Annotated in this window: 14 protein-coding genes; 12 read left to right on the top strand and 2 right to left on the bottom strand. The window is 34.7% G+C overall.

The window, feature by feature from the left end:
- Nucleotides 1-2: 2 nt before the first annotated feature.
- Entirely contained in the window at nucleotides 3-1,187 is a 1,185-nt protein-coding gene (locus ABJ955_RS10455; protein WP_347374568.1) for a Pycsar system effector family protein, read from the bottom strand.
- 52 nt (nucleotides 1,188-1,239) lie between these two features.
- On the opposite strand from ABJ955_RS10455, the gene ABJ955_RS10460 reads away from it, so the two are divergent.
- On the top strand, nucleotides 1,240-4,920 hold the full coding sequence (locus tag ABJ955_RS10460) for a phosphoesterase (RefSeq protein ID WP_347374569.1): 3,681 nt from the start codon (nucleotides 1,240-1,242) through the stop codon (nucleotides 4,918-4,920).
- Between the two features lie 7 nt (nucleotides 4,921-4,927).
- Entirely contained in the window at nucleotides 4,928-8,641 is a 3,714-nt protein-coding gene (locus ABJ955_RS10465; RefSeq protein ID WP_347374570.1) for a metallophosphoesterase, read from the top strand.
- Nucleotides 8,642-8,780: 139 nt separating this feature from the next.
- Here ABJ955_RS10465 and ABJ955_RS10470 read toward each other — a convergent pair whose 3' ends face one another.
- Nucleotides 8,781-9,458: a class I SAM-dependent methyltransferase gene (locus ABJ955_RS10470; protein ID WP_347374571.1), complete on the bottom strand. Its 678-nt coding sequence runs from the start codon at nucleotides 9,456-9,458 to the stop codon at nucleotides 8,781-8,783.
- A 263-nt stretch (nucleotides 9,459-9,721) separates the two neighbouring features.
- On the opposite strand from ABJ955_RS10470, the gene ABJ955_RS10475 reads away from it, so the two are divergent.
- The 10 genes from ABJ955_RS10475 (at nucleotide 9,722) to ABJ955_RS10520 (ending at nucleotide 18,963) form a co-directional block, all read left to right on the top strand.
- Nucleotides 9,722-10,951, top strand: coding sequence for a hypothetical protein (locus tag ABJ955_RS10475; protein ID WP_347374572.1), 1,230 nt, complete (start codon nucleotides 9,722-9,724; stop codon nucleotides 10,949-10,951).
- A 207-nt stretch (nucleotides 10,952-11,158) separates the two neighbouring features.
- Nucleotides 11,159-12,391 carry a hypothetical protein gene (locus ABJ955_RS10480; RefSeq protein ID WP_347374573.1) on the top strand — a complete coding sequence of 411 codons (1,233 nt, stop codon included), beginning with the start codon at nucleotides 11,159-11,161 and terminating at the stop codon, nucleotides 12,389-12,391.
- Nucleotides 12,392-12,600: 209 nt separating this feature from the next.
- Complete coding sequence (locus ABJ955_RS10485; protein ID WP_347374574.1) at nucleotides 12,601-13,839, top strand: hypothetical protein; 1,239 nt, start codon at nucleotides 12,601-12,603, stop codon at nucleotides 13,837-13,839.
- 401 nt (nucleotides 13,840-14,240) lie between these two features.
- Nucleotides 14,241-14,687 carry a DUF1572 family protein gene (locus ABJ955_RS10490; protein ID WP_347374575.1) on the top strand — a complete coding sequence of 149 codons (447 nt, stop codon included), beginning with the start codon at nucleotides 14,241-14,243 and terminating at the stop codon, nucleotides 14,685-14,687.
- A gap of 109 nt (nucleotides 14,688-14,796) precedes the next feature.
- Entirely contained in the window at nucleotides 14,797-15,018 is a 222-nt protein-coding gene (locus ABJ955_RS10495; protein WP_347374576.1) for a hypothetical protein, read from the top strand.
- A 305-nt stretch (nucleotides 15,019-15,323) separates the two neighbouring features.
- Nucleotides 15,324-15,761: a VOC family protein gene (locus ABJ955_RS10500; RefSeq protein WP_347374577.1), complete on the top strand. Its 438-nt coding sequence runs from the start codon at nucleotides 15,324-15,326 to the stop codon at nucleotides 15,759-15,761.
- Nucleotides 15,762-15,819: 58 nt separating this feature from the next.
- The gene (locus tag ABJ955_RS10505; RefSeq protein ID WP_347374578.1) at nucleotides 15,820-17,169 is read left to right on the top strand and encodes a S41 family peptidase; all 1,350 of its coding nucleotides are present in this window, start codon (nucleotides 15,820-15,822) and stop codon (nucleotides 17,167-17,169) included.
- Between the two features lie 149 nt (nucleotides 17,170-17,318).
- Nucleotides 17,319-17,876 (top strand): peroxiredoxin, encoded by a 558-nt coding sequence (locus ABJ955_RS10510; protein WP_347374579.1) that lies wholly within the window; start codon nucleotides 17,319-17,321, stop codon nucleotides 17,874-17,876.
- Nucleotides 17,877-17,957: 81 nt separating this feature from the next.
- Nucleotides 17,958-18,431, top strand: coding sequence for a hypothetical protein (locus ABJ955_RS10515; protein ID WP_347374580.1), 474 nt, complete (start codon nucleotides 17,958-17,960; stop codon nucleotides 18,429-18,431).
- Between the two features lie 202 nt (nucleotides 18,432-18,633).
- On the top strand, nucleotides 18,634-18,963 hold the full coding sequence (locus ABJ955_RS10520; RefSeq protein ID WP_347374581.1) for a hypothetical protein: 330 nt from the start codon (nucleotides 18,634-18,636) through the stop codon (nucleotides 18,961-18,963).
- Nucleotides 18,964-18,976 lie beyond the last annotated feature (13 nt).

The following is an 18,976-nucleotide window of genomic DNA, read 5'->3' on the forward strand; positions in this document are numbered from 1 at the left end:
AACTACACACCAAAGTAAAAGAAAACCGCAAAGGAAATCAAAGAAATTATGGTTCCTGCCACAAATATGGTGTAGGTAAGTCTTAAAATTCGGTACTTACGGTCTAATACCTTTCCAAGAAAATATAAATCCTTTGTAAGCGATTTGTACACATAATTTCTGTCTTTCAATAACTCTTCAATAGCCCATTCGTATTGTTCTAATTCCATTTTATGGAAATTTCCGAAGAAAGTTAAATTCACACTTTTATTTGCCACATCTTCTTTGGTAAATTCCCCTCGAGTTACATTAGGACGCGTTGCTATTACTGCCAGAATCATCGTAATGGCGCTAAAAAGTATAAATATTGCAGTAGGAATAATTAAATAATTATTGTTGTCTAACTTCGAAATTAAATTTGAAAGTACCAACGAAATAATAATTGCATTTACCGAAAGCATAATATTTGCTTTTGTATCTGCAATGTCGCTCAATTTCATGTGATTACGAAGTGCCGTGCGGTAAAAAGTTTGAATCCCTCGCTCCGGACTATCGTTTTTATACTGTGCTTTCAATTGAGCTTTTACTTTTTCTTTCTGTAGCTTGGCTTTATCCTTTTTACGCTTGCTTAATAGGTTAGAAAGATTTTCTTCTTTAACAGGTTGCCAATTTTTTAGTGCGTAATCAGTGTAAAATTGATGGTTTTCAACTAAAAATTTAATGTTTTCATCTAGCCATTCCTTTGCGCTATAATTATGTACATTTTGAAATAAAAATTCCTGTCTTAAAAACTCGCTAGCTTCTTCAAAGTACTCCTTTCCAAAGTGGGATGAATCAGCATCACGGATTATTTTTTCAAGCTCAGAGCTTGGAGTTGTATTTTTAAATTTTGTTGCAAGTATGCATTTTTCTACGCCCTCAATAATAGCGTTTTCTACCTTTTGTTTTTTTAGGAAATCGACTGCTATTTTTACACTTTCCTCTTCATGATTTTCACGCGAAACAGTATAACCTGTATCATGAAGTAATGCCGACAAACGTAGTATTGTAGCATCTTTAACATCAATTTGTGAGTTTTCAATGATTTCATTTATACTTTTATAAACACGTTTTGAATGCGTGTAATTATGATATACAAATGTATTTGGAAGCTTGTCTTTAAATAACTGAAAGATAAAATTATCAGCAGTTTGAACTATATTGCTCATAGAAAATATTTAAGTATCCAAAGTACTAAAAAATCAATGTACAGCTATATATATGAATAAAATTAACATCTTTATAACTTTTATCACGATTCTCGTTTTTTCTTCATGTGCTACCTACCAGCCTCAGTATCGTGCTGGCAACATTACTTCAGCTACCGAAGCAACAGAAAAGAGTACTATTAATAAAACTTTTTACCTTATTGGTAATGCTGGAAATAATGAAGCAACTGCTTCAAAACCTGTTCAATCCCTAAAAAATTATCTCGCTAAAAACAATTCAAAAGATAGCTATGTTTTATTTTTAGGAAACAGTTTTTACCCTCAAGGTATGCCACCAAAAAATGAGGAAGCTAAGAAAAAAGCTACAACTGCTATGCAATTGCAAATTGATGCTTTAGCAAACTTTAAAGGAAAAGTTATTGTGCTTCCCGGAAATCGCGATTGGAGAAGTGGGGTTGATGGCCTTGAATTGGAAGAAGATTTTTTAAAAGCACAGTTTAATGATGCCGATGTGTTGCAGCCCAATAACGGATGCCCTTTAGAGAGTATAGCCATTAATGACGAGCTTCATTTAATGGTTTTAGACAGTCAATGGTTTATAGAAAATTGGGACAACTACCCAAAAATGAATGATAAATGCGATATAAAAACCCGTGAAAAACTCTTTGAAGAAATAGAAGGCGAATTAAAGAAAAACGCTACTAAAACAATTGTTTTTGCAATGTATCACCCCTTAATCTCAAATGGTGAACACGGAGGTAAATACCCATTAATTCACAAAGATTTTTTTAGCACATTTATCAAACCAATCAAAATTCAAGGCGCTATCTCTAAACAAGACCGTTATAATGAGCGCTATAATGAATTAATGAGCCGTATGAAGGTGCTAACAAAAGATTTAAAACGTCTTGTTTTTGTATCTGGACAAGACAAATCCTTACAGTACAGCGAAAACGGGCAGACAAAACAGATAGTGTCTGGTTCTGGCTCTGGTGCTACAGCGGCAGCACTTGGGCAATACGGACAGTTTGCAGCGGGACAAGAAGGTTTTGTACGTTTGGATGTAACAAAAGATGGCGCTTCAGAAATACGCGCATTTAAAGCAAATGAAGACGGCTCGGTATCACAAATCTTTCAAAAAGAAGTATTTCCTGCCGAAAAACAATTTGATGATTCTCACCTAAAAGATTCGTTTCCACAGGCTATAAAAGCAAAGATTTATAGCGATGAAATGGTTGAAAAAACGGGTTTCTACAAAACAGCATGGGGTGCGCATTACAGAAAAGTATATGGTACTGATGTGGTAGCAAAAACAGTGCTTTTAGATACCCTTTATGGAGGATTAAAAGTAATTCGAGCAGGAGGAGGACACCAAACACGCTCGTTAAGGCTTGAAGATAAAGATGGTAAAACCTATAATATGCGGGCAATGAAGAAAAGCGCTGTGCAATTTCTTCAAAATGTAATTGTGAAAAATAAAGCGATAGAAAATGATTTTAAAAACACAATTCCAGAAGATTTAATTCTCGATTTTTATACAGCAGCACATCCTTACGGTGCGTTTACAGTTCCAAAATTGGCAGCTGCAGCAGCAATTCTTCATACAAACCCAAAACTTTATTACGTTCCAAAGCAAAAATCATTAGGGAAGTTTAATGAAACGTATGGCGATGAACTTTATATGATTGTGGAACGACCTGATAAGGAATTTGAAGGTGCAATTTTTAATTATCCGGACGACATAGAAAGTACAGACGATTTATTGGCAAAACTTCGTGAAGATGAAAAATACAAAGTGAACGAAAAATCATACATCCGCGCAAGGGTTTTTGATATGCTACTTGGCGATTGGGATCGTCATAATGACCAATGGCGTTTTGCGCAACACGATAAAGAAGATGGTACAAAAGTTTTTGAACCAATTCCTCGTGATCGCGATCAAGTGTATTCAAATTTCGATGGTGGCTTGTTTAATATTGCGCGAGCTCTTTTCAATACCTCCCGTCAGTTTCAAGTGTATGGTGAAGATTTAAAACATACCAAATGGTTTAATGCCGCAGGAATTAAATTAGATCACGCATTAATTAAAAACTACGGCAAAAACGCTTGGTTGGAAGAAGCTGCTATCATTCAAAAATCCATAACTGATGCGGTAATAGAAAATGCTTTTAACGACCTTCCAAAAGAAACACAAGATGAAACAGCTTCAGAAATTAAACAAAAACTAAAAGGCAGACGTGATAATATTGTAAAAATTGCAGGAGATTATTACGACTACTTTGCAAAATTACAGGTTATTACGGGTACAGATAAAGATGATTATTTTGAAATAACACGCTTGCCACAAGGAAAAACCAATATTAAAACCTTTAGAATTAAAGATGATAAAAAAGGTGATTTAATGGTCGATCGCACTTTTGATGCTGCTGAAACCAAAGAAATTTGGGTGTATGGTCTTGATGATGATGATATTTTTGAAGTAAAAGGCGAAGGTGATCACCCTGTTTTTATTCGCATTATAGGAGGTCAAAACAACGATACCTATAGAATTGCAAACGGTCGAAAAGTGAAGGTTTATGACCAAAAAAGCAAAAAAAATACCGTTGAAACTAAAGGTGGCGCTGCATTTAGATTTACAGATAATTATAACTTCAACACTTATGATTATAAAAAACAAATTCAAACTATAAACCTTTTGCTTCCCGCGCTGGGTTACAACCCTGATGACGGCATGAAACTTGGTGTTTCAGATGTATTTACAGTAAATGGTTTTCAGAAAAATCCATTCTCACAGCAACACAGTATCGCTTTAGGGTATTATTTTGCGACCAATAGTTTTGACATTACTTATAAAGCAGAATTTGCAAACATCTTCGGAAGTTGGAATTTTTTAGTTGGGGGATACTTTAAGAACCCAAACTTTTCTGAAAATTATTTTGGTTACGGTAATGAAACAAGCAATCCAGATTATGAATTTGAAATTGGTAAAGATTACAACCGTGTTAGAATTGGGGGATACGGCGCAAGTATAGGTGTTACAAAAGATACTCCCTATGGAAGTAAATTTCAAATTAAAGCAACTTTTGAAGGGATAGAGGTTGAAAACAATCCAGATCGGTTTATTTCAAACGCCACGCCAGCACCAATCGAGCTTGATAAAACAAAACTTTTTGTAACTGCAGAAGGTACCTACCAATACGAAAGTTATGATACTAAAGTTAATCCAAGCCGAGGCATAATCTTCAAAATTGTTGCCGGAGGAACCCAAAATATAGAAGCTAGTGAACGCGTTTTTGGATATCTAAAACCTGAACTAATTTTTTATAATGCATTGACAAAAAACAGAAAATTAGTATTAAAAACAGACCTTCGTAGTCAATTAAATATAGGTAATAGTTTTGAGTTTTACCAAGGGGCCAAATTGGGTAGCGAAACAGGTTTACGTGCTTACAGGGATGAACGTTTTACAGGAAGAAGCGCCGCAGTTGGTGGCGCAGACCTACGGTATAGTTTTAATAAATTTAGAACCGCGCTTATTCCAATTCAGATTGGAGTTTTTGGAGGGTATGATGTAGGGCGTGTATGGATTCCAAATGACACTTCAGATGTTTGGCATAGCTCCTATGGTGGCGGATTTTGGGTTAATACTGCTGATATTTTAAGTGGAACTTTTAATCTCTTTACAGGCGAAGAAGGCTTACGGTTTACCTTTGGTGTAGCAATTTCAATGTAATTGGTGTATGATTTTTAAAAAGTGCTACTTCTTAATTTTTATTACTTTTTTTATTTCAGCTTGTGCCACTTATGCTCCACAGTTTAAAAATAAAGACCCCCAGCCAGTTTACCCCTCAGATAAAAAGATAGCAAAAACCTTTTATTTGGTTGGCGATGCAGGTTTATCGCCAATGGGAGGAATGAGCGATGCGCTAATAACTTTCAAAAATTTCCTTAAAAACGAAAAAACTACAGGGAATTACACCATTTTTTTAGGCGATAATATTTATCCTTCAGGTCTCGAACCAGAAGGGCATCCCCGCCGGAAAGAATCTGAAAATATGATAGATGCACAGCATAAGGCTGTACGTGATTATGAGGGCCAGACAATTTTTATTCCTGGAAACCATGAATGGTATAATGGTGGCGTTTTAGGAGTTGCAAGAGAAGAAAACTATGTAGAGGCTAAATTTCCAAATCAAGATGCTTTTAGGCCTAGTAATGGGTGCCCTTTAGAGAGCATAACTGTTTCTGATGCCATCCAATTAATAGTTATTGATACCCAATGGTTTTTGGAAGACTGGAATAAAAACCCCACTATTAACCAAAAGTGTGAGATTAAAACCCGTGAAAAATTCTTCATAGAGCTAGGTTTAGCCTTGGATAAAAATCAAAATAAAACCATTGTTTTTGCTTTACATCACCCCATGTTTACCAACGGAAATCACGGAGGGTATTTTGCTTTAGAAAAACACCTATATCCTTTTCAAAAGAAAATCCCTTTGCCAATTTTATCTTCACTTGTGGTGCAAATACGTTCACAAGGCGGTGTTTCTGTTCAGGATAGGTATAACGAGCTTTACAATAATTTGATGATTCGCTTACAGCAATTGGCGAAAGACACCAAGCGAATTGTTTTTGTTTCTGGTCATGACCACAACCTTCAGTATATTGAAAAAGATGGATTTAAGCAAATTGTTTCAGGTGCAGGTTCTAAGGAGTCGTATGCTGCAACGGGAGAAGATGGTTTTTTTAGTACAGGTAAGCAAGGTTTTGCTGTTTTAGATGTTTTTGATGATGGTTCCTCTTGGGTTCGTTATTTTGTAAAAGGTGAAAACTACACCCCAGAATTACTATTTCAAAAAGAAGTTATTCCTGCTCCTGAAAGCATAGATACTTCTACATACCCTAAAACTTTTCCACAGGAATATACAGTGCCAATTTATAAGCAAGACAGTATAAATGAAGCCTTATTTTTTAAAACAGTTTGGGGGGCTAAATACAAAAACGCATATTCCACAGCTGTAAACGCACAAGTTGCTTCGTTAGATACTTTATTTGGAGGTTTAACAGTGTTTCAAGAAAGTAATGGAACAGATTACAATTCACTTTTGCTAACAGATAAAAAGGGCACACGTTACCGTATGCGTGCAATGGGTAAAAATGCGCTGCAGGTTTCCAAACAAGTAGTTTTTGAAGACAATAAAAACAAACCCTCAGAAATTGAAAACACCGATGCACCATCCTTAAAAGGGCAGGATTTTAGCTTTTATACAGCCTCGCATCCGTATGCCGTTATGGCTATACCAGAGATGGCAAAAGCTATCGATGTTTTTTATACTACACCCCATCTTTATTATGTTCCCAAACAGCAACGTTTAGGGAATTATAATGAAAAATTCGGGGATGATCTGTACCTTATTTCCATAGAACCTTCCGAGAGAAGTGAAGGAGAAGGTTTGTTTAAATACCCCGATGAGGTTGAAACTACAGACGACATACTTACGAAGCTTCAAAAAACAGGAACTGTTTTCTTGGATGAAGAAAACTATATAAAGTCAAGACTTTTTGATATGCTAATTGGCGATTGGGATCGCGAACCAGACCACTGGCAATGGGCAGAATATTACAACAATGCTAAGAAAAACGTATTTGTTCCTATACCAAAAAATCGTGATAATGCTTTTTCTAGTTTCGAAGGAAACGTTTTAGATTTTACACGCTCACTTTTTAACGGCACTCAACAAAGTCATGTGTATAGCAATACACTAAACGACCTAAAATGGTTTAATAAAGAAGGCGTTATTCTAGACAGGGCCTTACTAAAAAATTCGGGTCGTGGCCAATGGACATATCTTGCAAAACTACTTCAAGATAATATTACGGATGCTGTTATTGAAAAAGCATTTAGTAGAATTCCGCAAGCGGTACAAGATGAATCTTTAATTGCCTTAAAAAACACCCTTAAAGAACGCAAGAAAAACCTTGTAGCTATCGCCAATCGCTATTATACCTACCTTTCTACATTACAAACAGTAGTGGGCACGGATTACGATGATATATTTGAAATTACACGTTTGCCAGACGGAAGAACAAACATTCGAAGCTTTACAACGATAAACGGCGTTACATCGGATACCCTCATTAACCGAACTTATTCATATAAAGACACAAAAGAACTTTGGATTTATGGTTTGGATGGAAAAGATAAATTTATTGTAAACGGGAAAGAAAATAACCTGATTTACCTTAGAATTGTTGGTGGCAATGACGAAGATATTTATACTTTAAATGAAGGAAGGCGTGTAAAGGTATATGATTCTGAAAGTCTAAAAAGTAAGGTAGTAGCTAAAAATAGAGGTACTTTTCGATTTACAGACGTTTATAATTTAAACACCTATGATTATAGAAAACAAATAGAGAGAAATCAAGGATTGGTTTCTGCAATAGGGTACAATCCTGACGATGGGTTTCGGGCTGCACTTCAATATGTATACCGTGTGGATAATTTTCAGCGAAATCCTTTTTCACAGAAACATATACTTAACGCTGCTTATTTTACCGATGTTAATAGCTTTGATATTTCCTATGCTGGCGAATTTGCAAATATTCAAGACGATCTCAATTTAAGCATTGGCGCACGGCTTACCAGCTCAAATTTTAAGCGTAACTTTTTTGGCTTCGGAAACGAGACACCCAATTTTCAGAATAGCAAAGGCTATGAGTACAATAGGGTTGCAGTACAGCATATTTCAACACATATCGGGCTCCTTAGAAACAGTAATTTCGGTAGCTATTTTAAATTACAAACGAGATTTGATGGTTATGAAGTAGGTACTTATTCAGAAGGATTTATTTCAGAAGTAACTATAGGTAACAAAGGAGAAACCAATGTTTTTGGAACTTTAGAAGGAATCTATAACTACCGGAGCTACGATGATATTCTAAACCCAACCATAGGGATGATGTTTGATTTAAATATTGGTGTTACTAATACTTTAGAAGAAGCGAAAGCTACTTTTGGTTTTCTAAAATCGCGCATAGGGTTTTACAATACTTTGGTAAAAAACCGAAAGCTGGTGCTTAAAACGAATATTGCATATCAATTAAATATAGGGAGTCAATACCATTTTTACCAAGCTGCCATTTTGGGGGGTGATACAGGTTTACGAGGGTATAGAGAACAACGGTTTTCTGGGAAATCATCTTTGGTAGGTAGTGCCGATCTTCGGTATAGCTTGCCGGCATTCAAAATTGGCTTGATACCTATTAGCTTAGGCATATACGGAGGAGCAGATGTAGGAAGGGTATGGTTGGAAAATGAAAATTCTACCCAATGGCACAATGCACAAGGTGGTGGATTGTGGGTGTATGGCTCTGGTGGCTTAAACGCTACGTTTAGTATGTTTAACTCCATTGAAGGCAACAGATTCGTTTTTGGTTTGGGATTTGACTTTTAGCCAACAAGCTTTAGAAAAATTACTATAACTTATAAAAATTAGTAGTTAAAACACAATAACTCAAAGCTAATTAACTTAAATACTTTCGTTGCGGTTTTTGGTATATTTGAAATTTATGTAAAAAACAGTTGTATTAAACCTACCAAAGCCTATAGATAGTAGTAACAATAACGCCTTTAGAATTATTTAGGGCTACAGTTAAAACTTGCTTTTCTTCCTTCACTTTAAAATTGAATGGCGGTGCTAAAATGTTTAAGCCGCTTTGTTTTTTTAGCCGAATGCCTTGTCCCGAAATAATATCTTTATTGGGTATAAAATTGCCTTGAGGAAGATGCTCCGTTAAAACAACATATTTAAAATTAGTTAATTTAGGTAGGATGCTTTGTATTTCAGCATTCGAAAGGTGTTGTAATACTTGCCTTAATATAGCACAATCTCCAGAAGGTAAATCAGCAACTGCAATGTCTAAACAATGAAATTCTAAATTGTCTACTTTAAACTTTTCTTTATTATGGCTTATCAAGCTTTCTACAATATCTATCCCAATATACGCTTTGGTGTGCGCTACCAACGCCTTCCCCACATTAAAATCGCCACAGCCTAAATCGCACACAACCAATGGGGAGGTAAAAGAAGTTAAAAAAAATTGGAGTGCTTTTATATATGGATTTATAATTTCAGGTACATGCGACCCTTCACCTGAATAGAATTCAGTCTTATTGTCACCCCAAAGTTTGAGCGCATAAACTTGTGCCATGGCATCCTTTGTTGGCCAAGGTTTCTTTCCGTTTTTAACTTCTTTTCTTGTATTATTCATAAATAAATTATTGCTTTAAAAAGCATTAAACAAATGTATGGTTACTAATAATTTCTTCAAACTATTTAAATCAATCATTCTAAAATAAACATGCTAGTAGTAAGCTGATGAATATACAGTTGTTGAAAATTAAAACCTTATAAAGTAGTGATTTAACCAGTTGTATTTCAGCTTATTGTTAATGTTGGTATAATCATTTAACATTTATTTTATTAATTAATAGCCTATATTTGCCTATATTAAAGTGCCTTAAAACCTACATATTGAAAATCAATTTTTTACTTATTATTTCTATTCTTTTATCAAGCTTTACGCTTGTTACAAACGCACAAGTTGGTATCGGTACTATCACGCCAGCTGCGGCTTTAGATATAAGCTCTACCAACAATGGGCTTTTAATTCCACGCGTTGGTTTAACTAACACAACTTCAGCGGCTCCATTAACAGAAACTCCTACAGTTTCTGAAATGATTTACAACACCGCAACTATTGCAGATGTAAGCCCGGGGTATTATTATTGGGATGGCACTAAATGGGTTAAATTGACCGTAGGACAAAATTGGTCTATAAAAGGAAATGCTGATACTACGGCTGGCACAGACTTTTTAGGAACTACAGACGCTCAAGATTTTAGGATAAAAACAAATAACGCAAACCGTTGGAATATTTCGAGTTCAAACGGACAGTTGCAATCATATTCTTTAGGCACGGCTGGCTCTCCAGCTTATTCTTTTCAGGCAGATACCAATACAGGTATTTATAGCGCTGCTGCAGATGCTGTGGGCATTTCCACAAATGGAACGGAAAAAATGAATATAAGTAACTCGGGGGTTTCTATAGGTAGTGGTGCAGCAGCTGCAAAACTACATATAAAAGGTGTTGGGAATACTGTTAGGGTAGAAAATTTAAATAGAATTAATAGTCCAACAGTAAAAGAAATAGGAACATTAGAAGCAGTTTTTGTTAACGATACTGGAGATTTGGTGTTGGGCGGTAGCACTACCAAATTGCCTGTAGCAGTTTATGGCACAACAGCGGTAAATCCCACACCACAAAGTATTGGTCATAACGATGGTGATGAAAGACATGGATTACTTACAGCCGCTCCCTATCGCATAACATTAGAAAGGGAGTCGATTGTACATGTATCTTATACAGTAGGCGCCTTAGTTACAGAAAATGGGTTAGGAGCTATTACGGATGGATCTACACGATTGTTTGGCTCTTATGTACAGATTAATCAAGCAACCCCAAATACAGGGACTAAATACGGGTATTCAAATAAACCATATGCGTCCAAGCCTAATCTTTTTGGGGGGGGCTATAGAACAATTTCAGGGTATTTTGTTTTAAATGGCTCAGCATATGTTCGCTTAGCCCCTGGCGTATATGATATACGGTTGTTTGGTCATATGCTCGCCAATAAACATAGTACGCGAGTTACTTACGCTGCTTCCGCTTATGATAGCTTTAATGTTATTATTATGAACTAATATAATTAAAAACCTTGAAACCTCCAGGTTCAGTGTACTCGCCTAAATATTTCTTACACTTTTAATATAAATTCCTAAATAAAGAATGCAGCACTATTAATATGCTATATATCAAGCCTTTACTGATATTGATATAATCATTTAACATTTATTTTATTAATTAATAGCCTATATTTGCCTATATTAAAGTGCCTTAAAACCTACATATTGAAAATCAATTTTTTACTTATTATTTCTATTCTTTTATCAAGCTTTACGCTTGTTACAAACGCACAAGTTGGTATCGGTACTATCACGCCAGCTGCGGCTTTAGATATAAGCTCTACCAACAATGGGCTTTTAATTCCACGCGTTGGTTTAACTAACACAACTTCAGCGGCTCCATTAACAGAAACTCCTACAGTTTCTGAAATGATTTACAACACCGCAACTATTGCAGATGTAAGCCCGGGGTATTATTATTGGGATGGCACTAAATGGGTTAAATTGACCGTAGGACAAAATTGGTCTATAAAAGGAAATGCTGATACTACGGCTGGCACAGACTTTTTAGGAACTACAGACGCTCAAGATTTTAGGATAAAAACAAATAACGCAAACCGTTGGAATATTTCGAGTTCAAACGGACAGTTGCAATCATATGCTTTAGGCACGGCTCGCTCCCCAGCTTATTCTTTTCAGACAGATACCAATACAGGTGTTTATAGCACTGCTGCAGATGCTGTGGGGATTACCACGAGTGGAACGGAAAAAATGAATATAAGTAACTCGGGGGTTTCTATAGGTAGTGGTGCAGCAGCTGCAAAACTAGATGTAAAGGGGGTGGGGAATACTGTTAGGGTAGAAAATTTAAATAGAATTAATAGTCCAACAGTAAAAGAAATAGGAACATTAGAAGCAGTTTTTGTTAACGATACTGGAGACTTGGTTTTAGGAGGAAGCACTACCAAATTACCTGTAGCGGTATATGGTGAATCAGCTATTAATCCAACACCACAAAGTATCGGTCATAATAATGGTAATGAAAGACATGGATTACTTACAGCCGCTCCCTATAGTATAACATTAGAAAGAGAGTCGATCGTGCATATATCTTATACGGTGGGCGCTTCAATTACAGAAGAAGGGTTAGGAGCTATTACGGATGGATCTACACGATTGTTTGGCTCTTATGTACAGATTAATCAAGCAACCCCAAATACAGGGACTAAATACGGGTATTCAAGTAAATCATATACTTCTAAGCCTGATGGTCTTATTGTTATAGGGTATAGAACGGTTTCAGGGTATTTTGTTTTAAATGGCTCAGCATATGTAACTTTAGCCGCTGGTAATTACGATTTTAGACTTTTTGGTCATATGTTTGCAAATAAACATAGTACGCGAGCTGCTTTTGCTGCTACGACTTATGATAGTTTTAAAATTACTATAATGAATTAATGCAGTTGTTTATCCTCCAATCTTCGTATGGAAGGGTCTTCTCCCTAGACATTTCTTACATTTTTAATATAAATTCCTAAATAAAGAGCGCGACACATTTAACTTGCTGTACTTCAGTTTATTATTGATATTTATGTAATCATTTAACATTTATTTTATTAATTAATAGCCTATATTTGCCTATATTAAAGTGCCTTAAAACCTACATATTGAAAATCAATTTTTTACTTATTATTTCTATTCTTTTATCAAGCTTTACGCTTGTTACAAACGCACAAGTTGGTATCGGTAATCCGGATCCAGCTGCGGCTTTAGATATAAGCTCTACCAACAATGGGCTTTTAATTCCACGCGTTGGTTTAAGTAACACAACTTCAGCGGCTCCATTAACAGAAACTCCTACAGTTTCTGAAATGATTTACAACACCGCAACCATTGCAGATGTAAGCCCGGGATATTATTATTGGGATGGCGCTAAATGGGTTAAATTGACCGTAGGACAAAATTGGTCTACAAAAGGAAATGCTGGGACCACGGCTGGCACAGACTTTTTAGGAACTACAGACGCTCAAGATTTTAGGATAAAAACAAATAACGCAAACCGTTGGAATATTTCGAGTTCAAACGGACAGTTGCAATCATATGCTTTAGGCACGGCTCGCTCCCCAGCTTATTCTTTTCAGACAGATACCAATACAGGTGTTTATAGCACTGCTGCAGATGCTGTGGGGATTACCACGAGTGGAACGGAAAAAATGAATATAAGTAACTCGGGGGTTTCTATAGGTAGTGGTGCAGCAGCTGCAAAACTAGATGTAAAGGGGGTGGGGAATACTGTTAGGGTAGAAAATTTAAATAGAATTAATAGTCCAACAGTAAAAGAAATAGGAACATTAGAAGCAGTTTTTGTTAACGATACTGGAGACTTGGTTTTAGGAGGAAGCACCGCCAAATTACCCGTATCTTTATATGGTACTGCAGCGGTTAATTCATCCCCAATACGAGTTGGTCATAACGATGGAGATGAAACACATGGATTAATTTCAGCCGCTCCCTATACCATAACCGTAGAAAGACAATCAATTATAGATATATCGTATACTGTAGGTGCAAAGATTACATTAAATAATGGTAATGTCATTATAGATGGTTCTACAAGAAAATTTGGAGCGTATATACAGATTAACCAAGCAACGCCTAACGCTGATCCTAAATATGCACATTCCAGTGAATCCTATATGTCTAAACCTGATCCTTCTGGAATTTTTTTCCCAACTTATAATACCGTTACAGGACATTTTGTTTTAAATGGTTCGGTTTCTGGAACTTTAGCCCCTGGTGTTTATGACATACATTTGTTTGGTTATATTTTTGCAAATGAGCATAGCACACGCGCTACTTTTGCGGGTTCAGAATATGATAGTTTTAATGTAGTTATAAGGAATTAATGCAATTATTAATTCTATAATTCACATAAAGCGAGATACTCGTTCAGATAGTATTGGTTTAGATCTCGGTATTACTTACTGCCTTTCAATCTTAAAAACGTATTATTGAAGCATAAAATCGTGTGCATCAGGTAAAATTTTTTCGTATTTCTTTTTTATTGGAATTAATTTTATACGAAAGTAAATCTTATAATCACAGAAAAATGAATACCTACGTTTACCAAAATTATTGTAATCACTAGAACACTTTATACCGTAGAAACATTTTTTTTAGGAAGAATCACACGTCATCAATTCAAAAAATAATCCCATTCCTTAAAACTAGTATATTTGTGTATACTAAATATAAGAATCAAGGGGGGACAAGCCGTTGAATCTATTTTAAAATAAAAAAATAACAAATGAATAAAGCCGAAATAATATCTTTTTTTGAAAGAGAATTAAACAAGTTAATTTCAGAAATTGAACTTTATAAGAAAGAAGAAAATATTTGGCATATAGAGAAAAATATTGCTAATTCAGCAGGCAACCTAACCCTACACCTAATCGGTAATTTACACACATTTATAGGCAAAGAGATTGGAAATACGACCTATATAAGAAACAGAGAACTTGAGTTTTTACAAAAAAATGTGCCTAGAAAAAAAATGATTGCCAGTATAAATGACACTCTAAAAATGATTGAAAAATCGTTAAATTCCATTACGAATGAAGATTTAAAAAAAGAGTATCCAGTTATGAAGTTTCCAAAAGCAGAAACAACAGAATTTTTACTGATTCATTTAATTAACCATCTTTCCTATCATCTCGGGCAAATTAATTATCACAGACGGCTAATTGATGGGTAAAAACCAACAGCATGCAAAAAACTCTTCTTACCAGCTTTTTATCTTTAAATCTTTATGGATGTACTATAAATCCATATAAGGAAGCCAGAATTCAGTATTTAGAATCTAAATGGAGCAGACATTGGAAAACGTAAAAAAGCCTGAAAACAGTGTTTATATACTTCAAAGTGAAAACGCTAAACCCCAAGCAAGGATTCTTTTGGTAGCGCAGCAATACAGCAACCACAGACCTATAGTATCAAGTTTTGGAAAAGAAAATTTCAAGCTGATAGAGAATGAGATTGGCGAATTAAAGTACAAAAAAATGGTTTTTAGAAAGTGCTATAGCTAAATTCAAAAACAGAAAAAAACGAACCAAACTCAAAAGCATTTGGATAAGCAAAGTTGATATTTATAAGAATGATAGTAGTATAAAAGCTATTACATTTAATTTGAAGCGTTATATGGTTATTCGATTAAAGAAACCAAACGGTAAAGAATGTAGCTATATAATGAAAAATAAACCACTATGGAAGCTTAAGTTTAAAGTTTTTGATAAATCTAGAATTCACCAATTCTCATTAAACACACCATACAAAGGTGCACCCTAAACAGTTAAAGAATTAAACCTATTTAAATCATTAATACAATAATAATATGGCAACAGTAAATACTTACCTAAATTTCAACGGAAATTGCGAAGCAGCGTTTAATTTCTATAAATCTATATTTGGCGGCACTTTTTCATATCTCGGTCGGTTTGGAGAAATGCCTGAAGATGACGGTTACACAGTCCCTGAAGCTGATAAAAATAAAATTATGCACGTGGGGTTACCCATCGGAAAAACCATTTTAATGGGATCCGATACAGGGGGAGATTGGGCACCAAAATTCGTGCAAGGAAACAATTTTTCAATTTCCATAAATCCTGAAACTAAAGAAGAAGCTGATACATTATTCAATGGCCTTTCAGAAGGGGGGCAGGTTACCATGCCAATGGAAGTGACCTTTTGGGGAGCCTATTTTGGAATGTTTACAGACAAGTTTGGTGTCAACTGGATGGTGAATTTTGAATCTCAACAAGACAATAGTTAAAACAATAAATATAAATTAATTAAAAAGTCCTCCTAATTTAAGTTCGTACCAAATAAAAATGAAAGTTGTACATTTAATTTTAGCATTATTTTTTATACCATCAATTTTAGTAGCTCAAAACCAATCATTTATTGCCACTGAAAAAGCAATAGAAGATATCAACTATATGATAAAATCTATTGAAGAGATACATTACAATCCATACTTTAAAACAGAAAAGGAAAAATTTAATACGTACAAGAACGAATTAATAAGAAATTTTAATAAGGATTCTATTTCACTAAAGCATTTTATTGCAACGGGTATGAAGATTTCCGCTCATTTAAGTGGAGGGCATACAGCTATGGATTGGCAAAACGATCGCATCATTCCAGAGTTAATGAATTACTATTTTATACCGTTTACAGGTAAATTATCGCCAAGCGATAACACATTTATAGTAAGCCGTTCTATTCATCAAGATATAAAAGAGGGCGTAAGGGTAAAGGCCATTAATGGTATAAGTATTATGGAGTTGTATAAAGAGTGTATGGCTTATTTAGGCGGCATAAAATCTTATAAAAATGCTTATTGTGAAAATATTTTCCCGCTGTATCTATTTTTCACAAATAAACTCACTCCTCCTTATAGCGTACAATTAGTTGATAGCGAGGTGCATACAACAGGCCTTGCTGTGTCAGAAATAAATAGTTTTTTAAGTGAAAGCCAAGCAGTTGACAATTATACTTTTGATATCATTGAAAATAAAATTGGACTTATCACCTACAATAGTTGTACAGATTATGATGCCTTTAAGGGATTTCTACACCAAACTTTTAAGGAAATCGAAGAAAAAAACATAAAAAAATTAATCGTTGATATTAGAGAAAATGCTGGTGGAGATTCTAAGCTAAACGATTTATTGTTATCATATATCACCACAAAGCCCTATCGGCAATCTAGTGGGAGGTATTGGAAAGTAAGTAAGCAAGCGAAGCAAGCTTTTAAAGATAACAACTACGAGAATCATTTTGGGGCCGAATTTATGAAGTCGTATTACGAATTAAAAAATGAATCAATAATCGAGTCGCTTGATGAAGAATTAATTCATCCAGAAAAACAGGATAATTATTTTAATGGCAAAACTTGTTTTCTAATTGGACCTAAAACATTTTCTAGTGCCAATTTTTTAGCTGACGCTGTAAAAACATATAAAATAAGTACTTTAATTGGATCTGCAACAGGTGAATTAACGAACGATTTCGGAGAAGTTATTTATTTCATGCTACCAAATTCAGGTAACTACGTTAATGTAAGTTCCACTTATGATATAGGAGCAAATGGAAACCCTAATCTTTTTCAACCTGTTTACCCAGACATTCAGCAAGAGGAAAATGTTCTTGAATTTGCCATTAATTGGATTAGATAAAATGCTATCATTAGCTATACCTATTGTTGGAAGGAGTGTTGATGTAAATACTACATTAATTAAACTTTGCAGTATGCAGATAGAGAAATGCTCTGAAATCTCGTAATGCGTCATATTCAAAACCATTCTATGTAATCAAAAAAAAAATTGTGAATAAATTAGAAAAATTACCTGCAAATTTACCAAAACCAGTAGATGATGGAAAATGCAACCATCTGCTGGGAATGGAAATTCCTACTATAAAACTCTGGGCTACCGATGGCAAACAGGTGGAGTTAGCAAATTTTAAAGAAAATTTGGTTATTTATTGCTATCCAATGACAGGCAGGCCAGATACAGAATTACCAAATGGTTGGGAAGAAATTCCAGGAGCAAGAGGTTGCACACCACAAGCCTGCTCCTTTCGTGACCACTACTCGGAGTTAAAAACCCTCCAATTTGAAGTTTTTGGAATTAGCACCCAATCTTCAGAATATCAAAAGGAAGTCTCAGAAAGATTGCACCTTCCATATGTTTTATTGAGCGATGACAATCTAAAATTTGTTTCAGCATTGAAACTACCGACTTTTCAAGTTGGCCAAATGGAATTGATAAAAAGATTGACTTTGATTTTTAAAAAAGGTAAAGTTGTTAAATATTTTTATCCGGTTTTTCCTCCAGATGAAAATATAAATCAAGTGATTAGATGGATAAATAATAATGATTGAAAAAGCAAATACTCATGCTTCTTAATTAAGTTTTAGATATTTTATAAGAAATGTCAAACACCCCATCGTCACACCTAAGAAATGAAAAAAACCACTAAAAAAATCCTGATTTGGGTCGCTTCAATTGTTGGATTCGGAATAATTGGGTACTTAAGCTTTGTAGGCTATGTAATCTATTCTTTAACGAGGGGTTGTGGAATGGATGACGGACCATTCAATGCTGTTTTAATTAATCAAATTAAAATATCAGAAAACTCGGAGATGTTTGACCTTAAAAATAATGGAATTCTTATTTTGGACAATCGAACAGATTCGCTTTCACCTACTTTAACCTTAAAAGAAAATGGAATTGTTAAATGGACTTTAGACACTGACACACGAAATACAAAAGGTTATGAATCAACTCGAATCTGGAAAATCAGGAATGTAACAGTACTTAAAAATACGGACCCAATAAAATTGAATTTTACTGGACATTGGACTTATGGAAGAGAAGCAGGTTCAATGAAAATTGACAGAGAAGATGGAGAAAATAGTTTCTGCTTAAGTTGGTAAAAAGCTATAATACGGAAGCTACTAGCACCTCAAACCATCAATTAGAACCTACCACTCAAAAACTTTTCACCCCTCATTTTACAGAGGGAGTATAAGTTAAAAATGGTACATTGAATTTAGTTTTATAGTTATTACAAAAATTTTATTGCTTAACTCCAACAATATTTCTTTACTTTTGCGTTTTCGCTATCAGAGAAGAATAATGGATTATAAAAAACAGATTGGTAAAAATATAGTAGCGTTGTTGCTCTTTGCAGCTATCATGCTACCTACTGCCGTTCAGTTTTTTCATGTGTTCGAAGATCACGAACATATTGTTTGTAATGAAAAGTCCACTCATATTCATGAATCTATTTCAAAATGTGATATATGTGATTTTCACCTTGCATCATTCAACTACGATTTAGCCAAATATCCGGATTTAGAACTACCAAAAATTCCTGTAAAAAATGATGTAAACTTTGCATCTTTACAGTTCCATTCATTTAAAATAACCAACACCCAGCTACGCGCACCCCCTGTTTTTTCTTAATAAACAAACAAAT

The organism is Aequorivita sp. Q41 (genome assembly GCF_039831855.1).
Classification (GTDB): Bacteria; Bacteroidota; Bacteroidia; order Flavobacteriales; family Flavobacteriaceae; genus Aequorivita.